Here is an 18478-nt window from a genome sequence, read left to right as displayed (position 1 = left end):
ACTAAACAAAAACTATAAAAGATTACTTATTTTTTAATGCGTCAATCATACGATCTGCATTTTGATCTGCATTTTGCATCATACGATCTGTATGTTTTCTTGTATTAGTATCATCATAACGATTTAGAATTAACGCTTCAATTGTTTCTTTACAATTTTCAAGATTAGCTTTTTCAAATACTACTGCACTAATAACGTGTGATCCACCAGAAGTAAGATTTAAAACAAGAAGAGTTTGAAAAGCACTTAAAACTGTCAATACTCCATAAGCAGCTAAAATCAACCCGCCTACAAATGAATTCCCCATCATAGAAAATCCAATAATAGTAAAAATCACACCCCAGTCAAATGATTTAAAATCAAGACTAAATGAATCGTCTACACTTGCAACTTGTTCTACTGGAATTGTCTTATTTTGAGAACCTAGGGGAATAACTTTCAAAATAGTATTAGGATTTGAAGTTTTAATAAAAACTCCCTCCAAAGCTACAGAGGCTTTCATGTAGAAAGTCAAATAAGATGTAATAAAGGTTTGTTTCATAATAAAATCTCCTTTTTTATTTTTTTTCAAATAAAATTGTATCATATTTGCTAAAAAAAAAAAGTATTTTCTGATATTATAAAATAAAAATTTGTATAATATGAAATAAAATATAATACTTTTCAGAAATCAAAAACAACTATACAAATTTATTGTTGTAAAATTGTTACACTATTTACCAATCTTATCCGCGATATCAAATCCCTATTTTATCTTACTACTGTTAGCTTGCTAACTTTATCTTTGATTCTTGTTGAGTATAAAAAGTCATACCTCGTAAATTTTCAAAAATAAATAAAAACGCATTATATCAGGTGTTCAAAAACGTGATACAATGCGTTTTATAGTCTATAAAATTAGTTGTCTTTTCTTCTCAAATTGAGTTTTCCCTAGATTTTTCAACCTTATTTCTCTTCAAATCCTTCTGCGACTGCGTCTGCAAAGTTTTCTTCTACGATGCTTGCACAGTGGTCACAAATGACTGCGTGGTAGCTGCGTTCTGCTGTTGTTGGATCGATACGACGGCAACGGTCACATACTTCACCTGCAGCACGTTCAACTGTAAAGGCTACATCTTCGAAGCTAACGGCAGCTTCTGGAGCTGGTCCTTCTGCGATGGTCAAGTCTGACACGATCAAAAGTTGAGCCACATTGCTGTTTACTGCTTCAAGTAGAGTTTTCACCACTTCATTTGGATAAACTGTCAAGTGTGCTTCAAGTGATTTACCGATAACTTTGGCATTACGAGCCTCTTCCAAGGCTTTTTGAGCTTGTCCACGGAAATCCATAAAGGCTGCCCATGTATCCAAGATTTCTTCTTGATTAGCAAAAGTTTGTGCTTCTGGCAATTCTGACAATTGAACGAAGTCTTCTGCTTCAAACTCAAGGTATGACCAGATTTCCTCTGCTGTATGAGGAAGGATTGGTGTCAAGAGTTTGGTGATTTTCACAAGAATGTCATAGAAGACAGTCTGCATTTGACGGCGTTCCAGTGATTTGGCACCTTCGATGTAAACAACATCTTTAGCAAAATCAAGGTAGAATGCTGACAAGTCAACGTTGATAAAGTTCACTAGTGCTTTATAGATTGTCAAGAATTCAAAGTTTGCATAAGCATCACGAATGGTCTTGACAAGCTGGTTAAAGCGAATCGTCATGTACTTATCAACTGAACGAAGTTCATCGTAAGCGACTGCATCTTGAGCTGGGTTAAAGTCAGATGTATTGGCAATCAAGAAACGAAGGGTGTTACGAATCTTACGGTAAGTTTCAGAGACTTGGCTCAAGATATCCATAGAGATACGCACGTCGTTGGTTGAGTCTACACTTGTTACCCAAAGACGCAAGATTTCAGCACCAAATTGTTTTTCAACATCGCTTGGAGCAATGGTATTTCCAAGAGATTTAGACATCTTCTCACCTTTACCGTCAAGTGCAAAACCTTGTGACAAGATTTGTTTGTAAGGTGCTACGCCATGGTTAGCAACTGAGGTGATGAGCGATGAGTTGAACCAACCACGGTATTGGTCAGAACCTTCTAGGTAAAGGTCTGCTGGGTAAGTCAACTCTGGACGGTTTACTACAACTCCATTCCATGATGAACCTGAGTCAAACCAAACGTCCATGATATCAGTTTCTTTTTTGAACTCGCCGTTTGGTGAACCTGGATGAGTAAATCCTTCTGGCAAGAGGTCCTTAGCATCACGTTCCCACCAAATGCTTGAACCATGTTCCTCAAAGAGTTGAGCCACGTGTTCAATAGTTTCAGCAGTCATGATCGCTGTACCGTCTTCAGCGTAGAAGATAGGAAGTGGAACACCCCAAGCACGTTGACGAGAGATAACCCAGTCGCCACGGTCACGAATCATATTGTAAAGACGGACTTTACCCCATTCTGAGTGGAATTTCACTTTTTCAATTTCATCCAAGATTTCTTGGCGGAATTTAGAAACTGAGGCAAACCATTGTGGTACTGCACGCCAGATGATTGGTTTCTTAGTACGCCAGTCAAATGGGTATGAGTGAGAGATTTCTTCTTGGGCAAGAAGGAGGTTACCAAGTTTCTCGATAACAGTTGGAACTACCTTTTCATAGAATTGACCTTCAAACTCAGGACCAGCATTCTTCATCATGATACCACGTTCGTCAACAGTCACTGCGACTTCAAGACCATTAGCAATACCGACATTGTAGTCATCCTCACCAAAACCAGGGGCTGTGTGGACGATACCTGTACCAGAATCAGTTGTAACGTGGTCACCAAGAATAACCAATTCATCTACAGCTGTATCCCATGGGTGTTCTGTTAGGATATGATTCAATTCTTGACCACGGTAAGTTGCCAAAACTTGAACATCAGCCCAACCAAATTTCTCAGACAAGCTAATCAATAATTCTGCAGCAACCACAAACTTGCGATCTTCACCAGCAGGTTGAACCAAAACGTAATCAATATCTGCACCAACAGTCAAACCACGAGAAGCTGTGATGGTGAATGGAGTAGTTGTCCAGACAACGATGTAAGTATCTGTATCTAGAACACCTTTGCCATCTTTTACCTTATTGGCATAGTAAAGAGAAGTTGAAACCAAATCATGGTATTCAATTTCCGCTTCGGCAAGGGCAGACTCAGATGACCAAGACCAGTAAACTGGCTTGGCACCACGGTAGATATAACCTTTATTAGCCATCTCACCAAATACACGAATTTGAGCTGCTTCATAGTCAGGAGTCAAAGTCACATATGGATTTTCCCAGTCACCAGAAACACCCAAACGTTTGAAGTCTTCGCGTTGTTTATCTACTTGAGAAAGAGCGTATTCACGGCAAAGTTTCAAGTACTCAACCAAGTCCATTTCTTTGCGTTTGATACCTTGTTTTGCCAAAACTTGCTCGATTGGCAGACCATGTGTATCCCAACCTGGAATATAAGGAGCATAAAATCCTGACATAGACTTAGAACGAACAATGATATCTTTTGAAATCTTGTTCATAGCGTGTCCAACGTGAATATTTCCGTTCGCGTATGGAGGACCATCATGCAAGGTGAAATGAGGTTTTCCTTGGTTCAATTCTTGACGACGTTGGTAAAGTTTTGCATCTTCCCATTCCTTTTGCCAAACTGGCTCTTTGGTAGGAAGACCTGCACGCATTGGGAAAGCTGTTTTCCCAAGGTTAAGGGTATCTTTGAGTTTCATGGTATCTCCTTTATAAATAATAACAAATTAAAAACCACGACTGCCAAAAAGGACGAAAATCGTGGTACCACCTTTATTCGGAAAAAGATCTAGTCTTTCTCCCTCTTATCCCGTAACGTGGGGAACGTCAAATCTTACTTCATTCAGACTTGAGTTTTTGAGAGGATAATCTTATCATTAGGGATTACAGGACTCACACCATCTCCTGCTCGCTGGAAATATAAGGATAAGATATTGTTCTCAGATTATTTCTTATAAAATTGTAACAGATTCTTGCGGTGCCGCAAAACCTGGTTCTGAGTTTACAGCTTCAGTAGCTGGTGTTGGTCCTGAATAATGGCTTGGAGCTACTTCTGGCTCTTCATACATTGGACCAACTGGATGAGCTGGACTTTCTTCAACAACCGGAGCTGGTGAAACCACTTGTTCCTGCTCAGCTCTTGCTTCGGCTTCTGCAAGTTCCTTATTAGCCGCTTCGATACGCGCTTGCAACTCTGCCATTTCCTCGGGAGAAAACTGGCGAGTAATATCAATTGGTTCTTCCTCTGGATGTTGTTGCAAGACAGAATCACCTAAGACTTCGCTGACCACTTCTTTGAAAGCCTCATCACTTGTCTGAAGATAAGTAGCTGTTGGACGAAGAATATCTTCCCAATCTGAAGATTCAACAATTGCTAACTGGCTCTCAATTGTAGATTTGAGACGTTGGTGGAAGACACGGCTCTTGTTCTTCAATTCTTCTGTTTCAACAGCAACTTTCTTGGCATTATCAGTTGCTTGACGAAGAATTTCATTCGCCTTGTATTTAGCTTCTTCCAACAAACGTTGTGCATCCTGCTCTGCTTGGTGAATGATATTGTTTGAACGTTCAGTTGCAGCTTGTTTTACTCGCTCAGCTGTATCTTGTGCAATCAATACAGACTGGCTCAATGAATCTTTCATCTCATCAAAGTAAGACAAACGCTCTTCCAAACTCTTAATATGTAAATCCTTATCATGATTAGAGCGAACCAAATCTTCATAATCACGGACTACAATATCTAAAAATTCATCTACTTCTTCTTGATCGAACCCTCTAAAGCGTGTGCTAAAGGTTTTATCTTTGATTTCTAACGATGTAATTGGCATATTTTTCCTCACTTACTTAATAACAATTGGACCGTTAATTTCTTTTTATCTTTTTTTGTTTGCCCATTATCTCTAACGAGTTTCAATCGACCAAATTTCCTAACACTAATCAAATCACCAACTTGAACTGCATAATCTGATTTTTCAACTAAATGGTAATTAACTTGAACTGCCTGTTTTTCAATTAACTGACTTACCTGATTTCTAGACAGTTTTAATACACCTGCTAGAAAAACATCTAATCTAGAACTAGCAATACAAATATCTAATTCTTGATAATCTTCTACTGTAGCAATTTTCTCAGTAAAATCCCGTTCTTCTAGACGAACCGGTAAACGAGCAATTTTCGTAATGCCGTCTTGAAAAAGGAGCATAAACTGTCGATTAATGATAATCTGTGCTCTCTCTTCGTTGACTAAGATATCACCAAATAGCTTCCTATCAATTCCCAGCTGATTTAAAACAGTCCCTAATATTTTTGCATGCGTTAAGCGTTCAAACTTATTAGGATAGACAATTTCTTGCAAGGATAGTTCAAAATCAGAAAATTCCGGCTCAAAATAATCAGGATACAGGAGTACCCGTACATATTCAGTTTCAAGAAACTGCCGACTGCTCATGTAGGAGATGCCGTTGGTTGATGCTAGAACCTTTAAAATCTTTTCTTGGTGGGGATTTACAAAGGGTGTTAAAAAAGGAGAATAAGAATCTTCTACCTTTTTTATCCATTCTACTCCCTTATCAATAAAAGACGAATCATTCTTAGAAAAGTGTTGATAAATCATCTTGTTCATAGAAAGATCACTAAAAGTCGAATCAACTGCTCCCCTAGGAAGTGAACTAGTAATACCGCAATCCAGACAGACAAGTCAAGACCTGCAATCTGGAGGGGTAAACGTTGTAAGGGAGCTATTATCGGTTTCACTAAACTAATAATCAAGCGTCCAAGACGTGATTCATAAGCATTGGGAAACCAAGACATCAGAGCAAATACGATTAAAATCAGTGAATAGATATCCACTGCATTTTGAACAAAACGAATGAGAAAGATCATTATCTCACTCTCGTACGTTTCATATCAAAGCCAAATTCACCATTTTGTGATTCATCTGGAATTTTGATATCTTCAATATTGACGACAACATCAACTGGTGTCAGCAGGTACATAGTAGATGCTACCTTTTTCATGTTACCAGCTAAAACGTGGCGCGCCCCATCCAGATAGTCCAAACAACGACGAGCTTGAACTTCTGTCATATATTGAAAATCAATCAAAATACTTTCGTTACCAGCTAATAAATCAACAATATCTGTGGCATCTTCGTATTTACGTGGATAACGAACATCAATTGTCACCTTATCAGCAGAACGTTGACTTTGCATAGCCAACTCTTGTTGACGGGCATGAAGACGAGTGATGTTTTTATCTTTAGATGGCGTGCTACCAGCTTGTTGAGGCAATTCTTGAACAGAAGGGACTGGATTCACAATCGGCTCTTCAGCTTTAGGCTGATATGCAGTACCAACATCTTCTCCATCTTCTGTAAAATAATCTATAAATTTATCAAATCTATCTTTTAAAGACATATTTCTTTCCTATTTAAAAAATGCTGTACCAATTCTGACAAATGTTGAGCCAAATTCAATCGCTTCCTTGTAGTCACGACTCATACCCATACTCAAGTCCGTCATTGGCATATTGGGAATTTGTTTTTCTCTAATTTCTAGTTGCAAATCCTGCGTAGCTTTAAAAATTTCTTTCAACTCATCACTACTAGCTTCAAAAGGAGCCATAGTCATCAAGCCGACATATTCGATTTTATCTAAGGTTGCTAATTCTGGCAAGAGCTCTAATAGTTCTTCCCTTGAAAAACCATGTTTGCTCTCTTCCCTTGAGATATTTACTTGTAAGAAACACTTAACAACTCGGTCACTTCTTTTTTGAATTTCCTCTGCTAGCTTTAATGAATCCAAAGCGTGGAAATAATCAACATACTGAATGACATCTTTGACCTTGCGTCTTTGCAAGGTTCCAATCAAATGCCAGGTAATATTTCTATCTTTTAAAGCTTCATATTTCTCAAGAAATTTATCCACACGATTTTCACCAATATGATGCACACCTAGCGGAAGCAAAGCCTCCGCTGTCGGTACGTCTACATATTTTGTAACAGCAACAACCGAAACAGAATTGGCTTCTCTTCCTGACTGCTGACTTGCATCTTTTATTTGTTGAAAAACACGTTCTGTATTTTCTTTCAAATTCATTTACTTAACGATTTTTGAAAAATGGAGGAGTGTCTAATTCATCCTCATCGTGTAAAGATGGTGCTTCGAAACGTTCAACTGGTGATACCACTGAATCAGTTGGTCGAACAATTGTCTCACGACGCAAGTCCCAATCACCAAATGCTGAAGTTTGAGAAGTTTCTGTACGGCGAGGTGCTGGACTTGGAATTTCAGCAGTTTCAGCCATATCAAAGTGACGATTATGATTGTGTGCATAACTAGGACTTGCTTGTTCATGACGAACAGCTTGTCTTGGTGCATGGCCCACAACTTTTTCAACACGATCTTGACGAACACCAGTCGCTACAACTGTAACACGGATTTCATCTTTCATGTTTTCATCGATAGATGTTCCGAGCCAGATGTTCACTCCTTGGCCAGCTGCTTGGTTAACGATCTCTGAAGCTTCTTCTGCCTCAATCAAGGTTAAATCAAGACCACCAGTAACGTTGACGATAACATCCTCAGCACCGTCAATAGTTGTTTCAAGAAGTGGTGAGTAGATTGCCTTACGAGCTGCTTCTACCACACGTTCTTCACCACTACCGATACCGATACCCATTAGGGCGTTCCCTTTATTTGCCATAACTGTTTTCACATCGGCAAAGTCAAGGTTAATCAAACCAGGGTTTGTGATCAAATCAGTAATCCCTTGAACACCTTGGCGAAGTACGTTATCTGCTTCGCTAAGAGCTTCAAGAAGTGGAGTTTTCTTATCAACAATTTCAAGCAAGTTGTTGTTTGAAATAATCAATAGAGTATCTACATGCTCACGAAGTTGATTGATTCCTTCTACAGCGTACTGACCGCGTTTGCTTCCTTCAAAACCGAAAGGACGTGTCACAACACCAACTGTAAGCGCACCTAAATCTTTAGCAATGCGGGCAATAACAGGAGCTGCACCAGTACCAGAGCCACCTCCCATACCTGCAGTAATGAAGACCATATCTGCTCCAGTAATAGCTTGAGTCAAGGCTTCTTCGCTTTCTTCAGCTGCCTTTTGACCAACTTCAGGTCGACCGCCAGCACCCAAACCACGAGTCAATTTAGGACCTAACTGAATTACAGTCTCAGCTTTTGTACTACTCAAAGCTTGTACATCTGTGTTTGCTGCGATAAATTCTACGCCTGCAACACCTTCGTCAACCATGCGGTTAATGGCGTTACCACCACCTCCACCAACACCGATTACTTTAATAACTGCACCTTGAGCTGCTGCTGTATCAAATGAAAATGTCATAGTTTATTTTTCCTCTTTTATTCATCAAACATGCTTCCGATTAAGCCACGGAAACGATCTGCGATTTTTGGTTTATTTTGAGAAGATACTTTATCTTCTTTCGGAGCAACTACGTTCGTAGAAGCTGATTGCTCTACCTCAGTATTTTGAACTGGTTGAATAGGGGTCGGTTGTGCTACCTGCGTAACACGTTGAATCATCCCACCAAAATTAATTGGTTGGTGACGCAAAGTATCCTCACCCTTAACTGCTCGTTGTGCTAATAAATGCACCTCAGTCAATTGACCAGCAAATTCAGACAAGCTAATCACATGAGCAAAGGCAGGGTTACGGATTCCAACTTGATTTGGAACGTAAAGTTTGACACCAACGCCAAATACTTCCTGTGCAAGTTCTACAACACCTGGTAAAATAGCATTTCCACCAATCAGAACAATCCCACCTGGAAGATCCAACAAATGTCTTCTTTCCAACTCTTGTTTGATTTGTTCGAAAATGTGTTTAATACGAGCTGAAATAATCTCTGCTAGGTAGCTTTCTGTAACTTCTACAGGCTCTACTTCACCAATCACTTCAACTTGGAAGGTTTCATTGCTTGCAAGTGAAGGGTAGGCTTCACCATAGTTCAATTTCAATCCTTCAGCTAGTTTTTGTGAAGTCTTCAAGACTTTAGAGATATCTTTTGTGACATAATCTCCACCTTCTTGAAGAATATTTGTAAACTGGAGTTCTTGGTTACGGATTGTAGCAACAGTTGTTTGACCTGCTCCCATATCAATCACAGTAGCTCCAAATTCACGCTCTCCTTCATTCAAGACTGAACGAACCAAAGCCAATGGTGAAATAATAATATTTTCAACTTGAACACCTGAGCGCTCAACTGTCTTGCGTAAATTGTGAAGAATAGTACGTGGACCTGTGTAAAGCAAACCACGCATTTCAAGACGAACCCCCATCATACCACGTGGGTCACGAATACCTTGGAAACCATCTACGATAAATTCTTCTGGAATAAAAGTAATGACTTCACGATCCGGTGTCATACTCTTTGTCAAGGCTGATTTGACAACATTTTCGACATCTTGATCTGTAATTTCTTTTGTATCAGATGTAACTGGAATCATTCCTTGAGTTGGTTCTACCTGCAAAAGATTTCCAGGCAAACCAACATTCACTGATTTGATTGAAATGCCAGCTTTCTCTTCTGCTTGGGAAATAGCTGACTTGATAGCAGTTGCTGCTGCTTCAATATCAACGATAATCCCATCCTTTACACCTTTACTCTTGGCATTACTTACACCAATTACATTAAGTTCACCATTTCTAAGTTCGGCAACCAATACTTTAATCGAATTAGTTCCGATATCTAAGCCTGTAAAAAAACCATCTCTAGCCATTACATCGCATCCTCTCTCTTCCAAGTTTCAAACTTCTATTCAAAATAGCTAAAATAGGGCATAGCTATTCACAGAATATTATAACACAAAAAATCCAATCGTGCTTAGTTTTTCCTAAATTTACTTACCATTTTTTCACATTCGTTCCTTAGATTTTTTTATTTTCCAAACAAGTTATAAAAAATCAGATTTATGAAAAAAAGAAAGCTTAAAATCAAGCTTTCTTTGCAATCATTTTTTCTGCTTCTTGTGCTAAAAATAGTTCCAAGATTTTCTTAGTCAAAGTTATTGCAGCAGACAAGGCTATAGAAACAATCAAATAATTAGCTACTAAGCCATGGTCTCCAACCAATGGTGGTTTTGTCAAGAATCCGTAATCTCCACCTGTTACTAAATTGACCACAAAAATCAAGGCATTTAGTGCAAAGGTCATGAGAAAAATTCCCTTCACATCCAGCAATCGCGCTTTATACTGTCTCAATAGATAAACTAGAGAATTCCCCAAGAGAGCTAAGTGGCCAAAGATAAAGGATAAAATCGCAATATGTGGGAAAGGATAGGCATCTGGCACTGGATAAACAAAGGCCGCTAGTGTCCCAAATGTCCCCAATAATGCAAAGTATTGTTTATATTTGGACTGACCAGGAAGCAAGAGCACTACAAACATAGCCATACGGCAATGGTAAAAAGGTAGGCTTTCTGACAACGGCATATGATTGACCCAATACCAACCATAAAGGAGTATCAACTGAACAGCCTGCAAGATTTTAAAAAATCGTTGGCAAACCTTCTTTTCACGATAACGATAGGCTGTATAAAAGGTCAAGGCTAAGAGCGTAAATAGGCTAACATACCAAAAAAGGTCAAATTTGGGTGGTTCTGTTGCTTGGGTCGTAAAGAAAATATCCCATAAATTCATCTAGTCTTCCTCATGATTCAAAATTTTCCTGCATTTTATTATACCATGCTATTTGTCAAAAATGGATTTAGAAATACGATAATCATCTTCTTAATCAAGATATTGCTCCCTCTGACCTTGATAAACCTGCCAAAGAATCTCGATTTGCTCCTTGGTAATGCGTTTTTCAGATAAATTCGGCAGTTGGTCAATTGCAAAAAATTGAAGGGCAGCGATTTCTTGATTTTCTTGGAATTGTCCATCGAGAAGCTTACATTCAAAAACAAACTTTGCATATTGTTTGCTCTGTAGTTGGAAACGATTGGTATCAAAAACAGCTAGCAGTCTTTCAACTTTGGCTTTAAAACCGGTTTCTTCTTCAATTTCCTTGAGAATATTTTCAGTTGGAGAATAGCCGACTTCACCAAAGCCACCTGGCAAAGCCCAACTATCCTCTCCTTGTCCCCTAACCAGACAAATCTTCTCATCCTCAACAATCCAAGCACGGACGTCCATTAAGGGAGTCGCATAAGCTGAAGTTGGTTTCAAGACTTCTGCCACTTCGTCTGCATCAAGGTCTGATACCTGATTCAACATTTCAGATAACAGACTTCGCAAGTCTTCGTAGCGCTCACGGTCAAAAGGATCCTTTGTAAAGGTTAGTCCAGTATCTGTAAGAGCAATCATTCTTTGAAGATACTTAGCAAAATCACTTGTCTTCATTTTCTAAACTTTCTACCAACTTAGCTAGATTCATAGAGTTAGAGCCTTTGAGTAGGATTTGGTCATTGACTCCAAGGCTTTCTTTGACCTGCTTGACTAGGTCTTCAAATTGGTCTTGGTCTTCTGTTTTCTTGAAGTAGTAAACGTGGCCAATTGGGAACATTTGACTGGCCAATTGGGCTAATTCAGCAATGTCTTCTCCGTAGAAAATCACGGTATCAAGCACATCTGGTGAGAGGCTCAAAATCATCTGGTTATGGAGCTGAACAGACTGGTCACCGAGTTCCTTCATGTCCGCTAAGACAGCGATTTTTTTGCCACCTTCGTTGGCTGGAATAGCCGAAAAAGTCTCTAAAATCAACTTCATAGCAGTTGGATTGGCATTATACACATCTGATAGAATATCTGCACCATTGGCTGCTTTCTTCCACTCAGTACGGTTACGCGTCAATTCAAGATTTTGGAAGGCCTGACGAATTTGCTCCTCTGAAACTCCTTCTTGTAGGGCAACATAGGATGCAATCATGGCATTAGTAGCATTGTACTTACCAGTCACTGGCAAATCAAGGGCTTGTTCCAAGAAATTAGCCTTAAATGTCAGACTATCCTTGCGCTCAATCAAGTCTGTAATTTCCAACTCTGCTCCTTGCCCAAAACGAACTACCTTTTTATCAGTTGGCAAGTAGTCCTCTACAATCGGATCTGCTGGTGCCAAGAGCAAGGAATTCGAAGACATCCCGTCTGCAATTTGCATTTTTCCTTTAGCAATTTCAGAACGATCTTTGAAAAAGGCCAAATGGGCTTCTCCAACCAAGGTCACGATGGCTGTTTTTGGACGAGCCAATTCTGACAAGAGATGAATATCTCCCAAGTGATCCTGCCCCATCTCCAAGACCAACTTTTCTGTTCCTTCAGGCATATGGAGAACTGTGTAGGGAAGACCAATCTCATTATTGTAGTTGCCTTGTGTCTTATAGGTTTTGTAGGTTGTTGATAGCAAGTGCGCTAACATATCCTTAGTCGTTGTCTTGCCATTTGAACCTGTGACAGCAAAGACATCAACATCCATTTTCTCAAGATAGTAGGATGCTAGGGATTGAAAGGCAGCCAAAACGTCATCTACTAGAATGTAGGGATGATTTGCGACCTTTTTCTCAGACAGGGTTACAGCAGCACCTTTTTCAAAGGCTGTTTCGATAAAGTCATGACCGTCACGCGCACCTTTGAGGGGGACAAATAAATCTCCTGCCGCAATCAAACGACTATCAAACTCAGCATTTTCCAACCGAGCATCCTCAAAGATGCTGACATCATTTTTAGCTCCGACAACTTGGGCCACTTCATGGATTGTTAATTTCATTTCTACTCCTTTAAAAAGGGTCGAAGCACGAGAACTCTAGTCACCTTTCAGTGATGGTTCTGGCTTCTACCCTCTCTTTCATTTTATAGCAAATGCGCTTCGCGCTTGTCAAAACTTTCCTTGGCAAGATCAACCAATCGCTCGATTAGTTCTGGGTAGCCGATTCCCATATTGTCCCAAAGTAATGGATACATAGACCACTGGGTGAAACCTGGCATGGTATTAAGCTCGTTGAGGAAAAACTCTCCCTTATCTGTATAGAAGAAATCGCAACGAGATAGACCGAGCCCACCAATGGCACGGAAGGCAGTTTCTGCATTTTGACGCATGACAGCTACCACATCATCACTAATTTTGGCTGGGATATCCATAGTAATCTTGTTATCAATATACTTGGCATCGTAGTCGTAGAAGGCAACATCCTTAACAACTTCTCCTGGAAGCGTGCTTTTGACATTGTAGTTACCCAGTAGACCAACCTCGATTTCACGGGCATTTACCCCTTGTTCAACCAAGATACGACTGTCATATTGGAAGGCAAGTTTCAAGGCTTGACGGAGTTCTTCTTGATTTTCAGACTTAGAAATACCGACACTTGAACCCATGTTTGATGGTTTTGTGAAGACTGGATAAGTCAATTTTTCTTCAACTTCGGTGATTTTAGAAGTCACATCATCGCCTTCAACGATGGCCACATAAGGAACTTGGGCAATCCCGACAGATTCTAAGACACGCTTGGTCGTGATTTTATCCATGGCAAGACTAGATGACAAGATGTTACAACCGACGTAAGGCATTTTCAAAACTTCAAGGAATCCTTGAACAGAGCCATCCTCTCCCATCGGACCATGAAGAACTGGAAAGACCACCGCACCTTCTTCGTAGATAGCACTTGGAGCAACTTTCTTATCCCAATCGATTGTTTCATTGGTCATAAGACGGTCCTCTTGACCTGGAGTATGGCTAAATTCTTGCGTTTTAATAAAGTCGCCTGACTGGCTGATGAAGAAAGTCTTGACTGTGAAACGGTCGTAGTTGACCGCACGCATCACACTCTCAGCTGAAAGAACAGAGACTTCACGCTCTGCACTACGTCCACCGTATAAAAGAATAATCGTTTGTTTCATATTATCTGTTCCAATTCTAATAGAATACTCGTTCTTTAGTATATCATATTTGCTTCTTTTTTGAAACTTGAACCTGATACTGGTCTTCAATAAATCTAAAAAGAGACCGATAAAACAACTGTCGGTCTCCGTGATTTTTGTATAAATGAATTGAGTGTTGATTTGTCTAGACTTACAACTCTGTTCGATTTTCAATGGCTCGTAAGAGCGTCACTTCATCCGCATACTCAATGTCCGCTCCGACAGCGAGACCTCGTGCTAGACGCGTAACCTTGATACCAGCTGGCTTGAGCAAACGTGAAAGATACATGGATGTCGCTTCACCATCTGCTGTAGCATTTGTTGCTACGATTACCTCTGAAACTTCACTATCCATAAGACGAGTCATGAGGCTCTTGAGATTGATATCATCTGGACTAATACCATTCATGGGAGAAATGAGTCCATGCAAGACATGATAGAGTCCATGGTATTCTTGGATATTCTCCATGGCTGCCACATCGCGACTATCTTCGAGAACTAAAATCGTTGTCTGGTCACGAGTCGGATCGGTACAGATAGAGCAAGGATCGTCATCAGTCAGGCGACCGCAGATGGAACAGTAGGTCAGCTCTCTCTTAGCAGAAAGGAGATTTTTAGCAAATTCATTGACATCGTCATCAGACATTCCAATAGTATAGAAGGCCAGACGGGTAGCCGTCTTAATCCCGATACCCGGTAACTTCGAATAACTGTCAATTAGCTTAGCAATAGGTGTTGGATAAAGCATACGTTCCTTTCTAATTCATTGGATGATGTTGGTTATAGAGGTTGATAATATCGCGCGCAATGGAAGGTCCGACACCATTTGTAAGGTTGGTGTTATGAGGGAAGACAACAGCTACAGCGATTTGAGGATTATCTGATGGTGCATAGGCCACAGCATTAGTATTGTTAGCTTCTTGACCACCCTCAACATAACTTTCGGCAGTACCTGTTTTACCACTAATCGATACGCTTGCGCCATTTGAAAAGGCACGACCGGTTGTCAAAGCACTACCACCATGTGACACTTGATAAAAGCCTTGTTGGAGGATGGAAACATCAGACTCAGAAATATTAATTTTATTCATTTCCTTGGATTCAACAGATTGGATTAAGTTCCCTAAGCCGCCTTGTTCATTGTTTCCATAAATCCCCTCGACAATGTGAGGTGCAATCCGAACACCGTTGTTGGCAATGGTTCCAACGTACTGGGCCAATTGCATAGGAGTGTAGTTATCAAACTGACCAAAGGCATTGGTAATGTAATTAGCAAAATTATACTCTTTTGGTATAAAACCAGTTGACTCATCTGGAAGGTCAATGCCTGTTGAGGCTCCAAGACCATATTCCGCAAATGTCGAGCGAAGTTTCCCCATGGCGGATTCTAAATTGTTAGTTAGAACAAACATATTGGGTTGATAGGTCTGACCCATAATGCCCAAAGCCGTTTGAACCATATAGGCATTAGAAGAATACTCCAAGGCTTCCACAGCTGTAATAGGAAAAGATCCATATGCCAATTTATACCAAGAATAAATTGGAGCTGAACCTTGGAAAACAATAGGCTGATCTGTTAAGGTTTGGTTTCCTGATAAAACACCATTTTCCCAACCTGAGCTGATGGTAGCGGCCTTAACAACCGAACCGGGTACAAAGACATTGGTCACAGTTCCCAAGGAATCCTGTGTTAACTCTCCCGTGTTCAGGTCATGTTTGATCCCTGACATGGATAACACAGCACCTGTTTTTGGATTTAGAGCAACTGCATACACACCCTCAGAATACTTGGCTCCACCATTTCCTAGCTCGGAATTGAAATAACTTTTCAGCAAAGCATCCACACTATCTTGGAAGGCCAAATCAATGGTCAGCTTGATATTGTTTCCCTTACTACCTTCCTCAATTGTATCCACGCTTTCCATATTGCCATATTTATCCAGATGGATTTCTTTTACCGAGCGTTTTCCTTGTAAGGTCTCTTCATATTGCTTTTCCAAATACGAGGTTCCAACACGGTCATTTAGAGAATAGCCTTTTTTAAGATAGGCTTCTGCTTCTTCCGCTGGGAGACCAGCTTTTTCACTGGATACACTCCCTACTATAGAAGAAAGGGAAGTTTCCAAAATCTTTCGATCCCAAGAAGTAGAAATACTAATGCCAGGCATCTCCTTTGAAATAGAGGCAATAACAGCCACCTGAGAATCATTTAGAGGATCTGTCGCAATGGTTCCTGTCGCAAAATTTTCAACTGCATTGAGTTGGCTAAAGAGATAAATTTCTTTCTTTTCGTCATCAGAGTAGGCCAATTGACTTGGATCGATACTTTCAACAGTATTATTGTAAAGCTCGGATTCAGATAATTGATTGCCATCAGAATCAAGGCGCTTCTCACGTGGTAAACTTTCCACTGCTTTCTTATAGACATCTTGATCTGCTAGATAATAGTCCGCCAACTGTCGGTCAGTCAATGTTGGAGAAGAAACTCCCACATAAGCCAGCAACTTCTTAGCTGTTTCTTTTAAATCTGCAGCCGTCATTTTGTTGTTTCGAGTAAAGGAAACAACTTGTTTCACAGTATTTTCAACCAAAGGCTTGCCGCTGGCATCATAAATTTCGCCCCGAGCCGAACTAGTGGTCACCTTTGTTTTACTAGCCGATGCTAATTTTGTCTCATAAAAATCCTTGTTCAAAACCTGCATATAAAGCAGGCGACCAATAATGGCCATAAAAAGCAAAATAACAATTGAAAACAATAAATTAAGCCGAATCGGAATCGAATGGCTATCAAATTTTCTCATACAAATCAGTCTCATTTCTATTTAAAATCTTACTCTTCATTGTACCACAATTTGAGAAGAAAATTATGGAAAAAGAAAAAGCTTTTTTCCCTTTTTACGGGAAAACACGATTTTATTTATCTATCTCTATATTATATGATATAATGAATGTAAAAGTTCGATGACCCGGTCTTTTTCCAATACGACTCATTTAAAGGAGCCTTCCCTATGGACAAACCAGATATAACAACCCTCATTGATTCCCACTTCGAAGAAATGACAGACCTAGAGCAAGAAATCGCTCGTTATTTTTTGCAAACTGAGACAATCGAGGATGATTTATCTTCTCAGCAGGTCACTCAAAAATTACATATCTCTCAAGCTGCTCTGACCCGCTTTGCTAAAAAGTGTGGGTTTACTGGCTACCGAGAATTTATTTTCCAATACCAAGCAGATAATCAAGCTAGCCAACATCCCGACCACAGCCCCCTGACAAAACGAGTCCTCAGAAGCTACAGTAATATGCGAGAACAAACACAGGGCTTGATTGACGAGGCCCAACTAGAAAGAATTGCTCAGTTAATCGAAGATGCTGAGCGTGTCTACTTCTTCGGAACAGGGAGTTCTGGCCTCGTAGCTCGTGAAATGAAATTACGCTTCATGCGTCTAGGTGTGGTCTGCGAGGCTTTGACCGATCAAGACGGCTTTGCTTGGACAACCAGTATTATGGATGAGAATTGTCTAGTACTGGGTTTCTCACTTTCTGGCTCAACGCCTTCTATTTTAGACAGTCTATTAGATGCTAAGGAGATGGGGGCAAAAACTGTACTTTTTACAAGTGTTCCCAATAAAGATAGCCAGACCTATACAGAGACTGTTCTTGTAGCCACCCATAGTCAATCCTCCTACATCCAACGAATATCCGCTCAACTTCCTATGCTCTTCTTTATCGATTTAATTTATGCCTACTTTTTGGAAATCAATCGTGAAAGCAAGGAGAAAATCTTTAATAGCTATTGGGAAAATAAAAAACTCAACGGCTATCGTAGACAAAAACGCGTCAGAAAATCCTAGTTTGGCTTAGCCAAACTAGGATTTTTATTCATCACCAAACACACCTCTTCTAGATTATGAGTTAGTCGTATCTTGATTTAGTCTTAAATAATTTCATATAATCACTTTTTGAAGGGAGTAAATAAGCAAGTCTGACAGTATCCTCCACAATTGTATATAATACGATGTAATCCTTACTCAAGGTCAATCCTCGCGTTTGGTAGCGAGGGTCTAATTTCTTACCAAATTTTTCATCGGCATCAAATCCAGCTTGGGGGAAAATTTCTAGACGATTAATATCTTTTCTAATACTGGCTACTTTTCGTCTCGCAGCCTCTACAGAACCAATTTCCTCCGCTATATACTGATATATTTTGTCCAGACTATCAATCACTCTAGGAGAATACAAAATCCGATATTTTTTATAATCCATAGCGTGTCACGACATCCTCATCTGTCAAGTAATTTCCAGCCTCAATCTTGGCATAACTTTCTTGAACTTCTGCTTGTAATTGCCTAAATAAATACTCCTTCTCTAATTCCTCTTCACTTAGTAAATCTACTTCATTTGTTACGGCAACATTCTTTAAAAATAATCTAAGTGCTGATGAAAGAGAGAGATTTTTTTCTTTTAACACTTCCATGGCATCATTTACTAATTCTCTATTAGCTTGGAAGGTCACAACTTTACTTGAATTCGCTATAGCCATTTTATATAATTCCT

18 protein-coding genes are annotated in these 18478 nt (G+C 39.7%); 1 reads left to right on the top strand and 17 read right to left on the bottom strand.

Annotated elements, in window-relative coordinates; all coding sequences use genetic code 11:
- Positions 1-22: 22 nt before the first annotated feature.
- The 15 genes from MK480_RS07575 to pbp2b form a co-directional block, all read right to left on the bottom strand.
- Positions 23-541 carry a hypothetical protein gene (locus tag MK480_RS07575; RefSeq protein ID WP_268707453.1) on the bottom strand — a complete coding sequence of 173 codons (519 nt, stop codon included), beginning with the start codon at positions 539-541 and terminating at the stop codon, positions 23-25.
- 404 nt (positions 542-945) lie between these two features.
- A complete protein-coding gene (ileS, locus tag MK480_RS07570) occupies positions 946-3738 on the bottom strand; it encodes an isoleucine--tRNA ligase (protein ID WP_261028977.1) in 2793 nt (930 codons plus the stop codon).
- Positions 3739-3990: 252 nt separating this feature from the next.
- Positions 3991-4866 carry a DivIVA domain-containing protein gene (locus tag MK480_RS07565; RefSeq protein ID WP_025172902.1) on the bottom strand — a complete coding sequence of 292 codons (876 nt, stop codon included), beginning with the start codon at positions 4864-4866 and terminating at the stop codon, positions 3991-3993.
- 8 nt (positions 4867-4874) lie between these two features.
- The gene (locus MK480_RS07560; protein WP_268707452.1) at positions 4875-5660 is read right to left on the bottom strand and encodes a YlmH family RNA-binding protein; all 786 of its coding nucleotides are present in this window, start codon (positions 5658-5660) and stop codon (positions 4875-4877) included.
- Complete coding sequence (locus MK480_RS07555; protein ID WP_004257761.1) at positions 5657-5920, bottom strand: YggT family protein; 264 nt, start codon at positions 5918-5920, stop codon at positions 5657-5659. The genes MK480_RS07560 and MK480_RS07555 overlap by 4 nt, the downstream gene beginning before the upstream one ends.
- Positions 5920-6453, bottom strand: a complete 534-nt coding sequence (locus tag MK480_RS07550) for a cell division protein SepF (RefSeq protein ID WP_268707451.1) — start codon at positions 6451-6453, stop codon at positions 5920-5922. Before MK480_RS07550 ends, MK480_RS07555 begins: the two co-directional genes overlap by 1 nt.
- Before the next feature lie 9 nt (positions 6454-6462).
- Positions 6463-7134 (bottom strand): YggS family pyridoxal phosphate-dependent enzyme, encoded by a 672-nt coding sequence (locus tag MK480_RS07545; RefSeq protein WP_004261850.1) that lies wholly within the window; start codon positions 7132-7134, stop codon positions 6463-6465.
- 4 nt (positions 7135-7138) lie between these two features.
- On the bottom strand, positions 7139-8395 hold the full coding sequence (gene ftsZ / locus MK480_RS07540; RefSeq protein WP_261089362.1) for a cell division protein FtsZ: 1257 nt from the start codon (positions 8393-8395) through the stop codon (positions 7139-7141).
- A gap of 17 nt (positions 8396-8412) precedes the next feature.
- Positions 8413-9792, bottom strand: coding sequence for a cell division protein FtsA (ftsA, locus tag MK480_RS07535; protein WP_140224369.1), 1380 nt, complete (start codon positions 9790-9792; stop codon positions 8413-8415).
- A 214-nt stretch (positions 9793-10006) separates the two neighbouring features.
- Positions 10007-10711, bottom strand: a complete 705-nt coding sequence (locus tag MK480_RS07530; RefSeq protein ID WP_084924079.1) for a YwaF family protein — start codon at positions 10709-10711, stop codon at positions 10007-10009.
- Positions 10712-10801: 90 nt separating this feature from the next.
- Positions 10802-11413 carry an NUDIX hydrolase N-terminal domain-containing protein gene (locus MK480_RS07525; protein WP_261103830.1) on the bottom strand — a complete coding sequence of 204 codons (612 nt, stop codon included), beginning with the start codon at positions 11411-11413 and terminating at the stop codon, positions 10802-10804.
- Complete coding sequence (locus MK480_RS07520; RefSeq protein WP_268707450.1) at positions 11400-12773, bottom strand: UDP-N-acetylmuramoyl-tripeptide--D-alanyl-D-alanine ligase; 1374 nt, start codon at positions 12771-12773, stop codon at positions 11400-11402. Before MK480_RS07520 ends, MK480_RS07525 begins: the two co-directional genes overlap by 14 nt.
- A gap of 83 nt (positions 12774-12856) precedes the next feature.
- The gene (locus MK480_RS07515) at positions 12857-13900 is read right to left on the bottom strand and encodes a D-alanine--D-alanine ligase (RefSeq protein ID WP_268707449.1); all 1044 of its coding nucleotides are present in this window, start codon (positions 13898-13900) and stop codon (positions 12857-12859) included.
- A 172-nt stretch (positions 13901-14072) separates the two neighbouring features.
- A complete protein-coding gene (recR, locus tag MK480_RS07510; protein ID WP_000966754.1) occupies positions 14073-14669 on the bottom strand; it encodes a recombination mediator RecR in 597 nt (198 codons plus the stop codon).
- A 10-nt stretch (positions 14670-14679) separates the two neighbouring features.
- Positions 14680-16737 carry a penicillin-binding protein PBP2B gene (gene pbp2b / locus MK480_RS07505; protein WP_268707448.1) on the bottom strand — a complete coding sequence of 686 codons (2058 nt, stop codon included), beginning with the start codon at positions 16735-16737 and terminating at the stop codon, positions 14680-14682.
- A gap of 192 nt (positions 16738-16929) precedes the next feature.
- On the opposite strand from pbp2b, the gene MK480_RS07500 reads away from it, so the two are divergent.
- On the top strand, positions 16930-17775 hold the full coding sequence (locus MK480_RS07500; RefSeq protein ID WP_268707447.1) for a MurR/RpiR family transcriptional regulator: 846 nt from the start codon (positions 16930-16932) through the stop codon (positions 17773-17775).
- Positions 17776-17836: 61 nt separating this feature from the next.
- Here MK480_RS07500 and MK480_RS07495 read toward each other — a convergent pair whose 3' ends face one another.
- Together MK480_RS07495 and relB are read right to left on the bottom strand one after the other, a co-directional pair.
- Positions 17837-18187 (bottom strand): type II toxin-antitoxin system RelE/ParE family toxin, encoded by a 351-nt coding sequence (locus MK480_RS07495; protein WP_000384864.1) that lies wholly within the window; start codon positions 18185-18187, stop codon positions 17837-17839.
- Positions 18177-18464: a type II toxin-antitoxin system RelB/ParD family antitoxin gene (gene relB, locus MK480_RS07490; protein WP_020901685.1), complete on the bottom strand. Its 288-nt coding sequence runs from the start codon at positions 18462-18464 to the stop codon at positions 18177-18179. The genes MK480_RS07495 and relB overlap by 11 nt, the downstream gene beginning before the upstream one ends.
- Positions 18465-18478: the final 14 nt, after the last annotated feature.

It is taken from the genome of Streptococcus mitis (assembly GCF_026782895.1).
Classification (GTDB): domain Bacteria; phylum Bacillota; class Bacilli; order Lactobacillales; family Streptococcaceae; genus Streptococcus; species Streptococcus mitis_CB.
This window is presented reverse-complemented; position numbering and strand designations above follow the sequence as displayed.

Coding starts and splice junctions, on each gene's coding strand:
- MK480_RS07575 (WP_268707453.1), bottom strand. CDS start 541: ATGAAACAAACCTTTATTACATCTTATTTGACTTTCTACATGAAAGCC.
- MK480_RS07555 (WP_004257761.1), bottom strand. CDS start 5,920: ATGATCTTTCTCATTCGTTTTGTTCAAAATGCAGTGGATATCTATTCA.
- ftsZ (WP_261089362.1), bottom strand. CDS start 8,395: ATGACATTTTCATTTGATACAGCAGCAGCTCAAGGTGCAGTTATTAAA.
- MK480_RS07515 (WP_268707449.1), bottom strand. CDS start 13,900: ATGAAACAAACGATTATTCTTTTATACGGTGGACGTAGTGCAGAGCGT.
- MK480_RS07565 (WP_025172902.1), bottom strand. CDS start 4,866: ATGCCAATTACATCGTTAGAAATCAAAGATAAAACCTTTAGCACACGC.
- recR (WP_000966754.1), bottom strand. CDS start 14,669: ATGCTTTATCCAACACCTATTGCTAAGCTAATTGACAGTTATTCGAAG.
- MK480_RS07520 (WP_268707450.1), bottom strand. CDS start 12,773: ATGAAATTAACAATCCATGAAGTGGCCCAAGTTGTCGGAGCTAAAAAT.
- MK480_RS07545 (WP_004261850.1), bottom strand. CDS start 7,134: ATGAATTTGAAAGAAAATACAGAACGTGTTTTTCAACAAATAAAAGAT.
- MK480_RS07550 (WP_268707451.1), bottom strand. CDS start 6,453: ATGTCTTTAAAAGATAGATTTGATAAATTTATAGATTATTTTACAGAA.
- relB (WP_020901685.1), bottom strand. CDS start 18,464: ATGGCTATAGCGAATTCAAGTAAAGTTGTGACCTTCCAAGCTAATAGA.
- ftsA (WP_140224369.1), bottom strand. CDS start 9,792: ATGGCTAGAGATGGTTTTTTTACAGGCTTAGATATCGGAACTAATTCG.
- MK480_RS07500 (WP_268707447.1), top strand. CDS start 16,930: ATGGACAAACCAGATATAACAACCCTCATTGATTCCCACTTCGAAGAA.
- MK480_RS07530 (WP_084924079.1), bottom strand. CDS start 10,711: ATGAATTTATGGGATATTTTCTTTACGACCCAAGCAACAGAACCACCC.
- MK480_RS07560 (WP_268707452.1), bottom strand. CDS start 5,660: ATGAACAAGATGATTTATCAACACTTTTCTAAGAATGATTCGTCTTTT.
- ileS (WP_261028977.1), bottom strand. CDS start 3,738: ATGAAACTCAAAGATACCCTTAACCTTGGGAAAACAGCTTTCCCAATG.
- MK480_RS07525 (WP_261103830.1), bottom strand. CDS start 11,413: ATGAAGACAAGTGATTTTGCTAAGTATCTTCAAAGAATGATTGCTCTT.
- pbp2b (WP_268707448.1), bottom strand. CDS start 16,737: ATGAGACTGATTTGTATGAGAAAATTTGATAGCCATTCGATTCCGATT.
- MK480_RS07495 (WP_000384864.1), bottom strand. CDS start 18,187: ATGGATTATAAAAAATATCGGATTTTGTATTCTCCTAGAGTGATTGAT.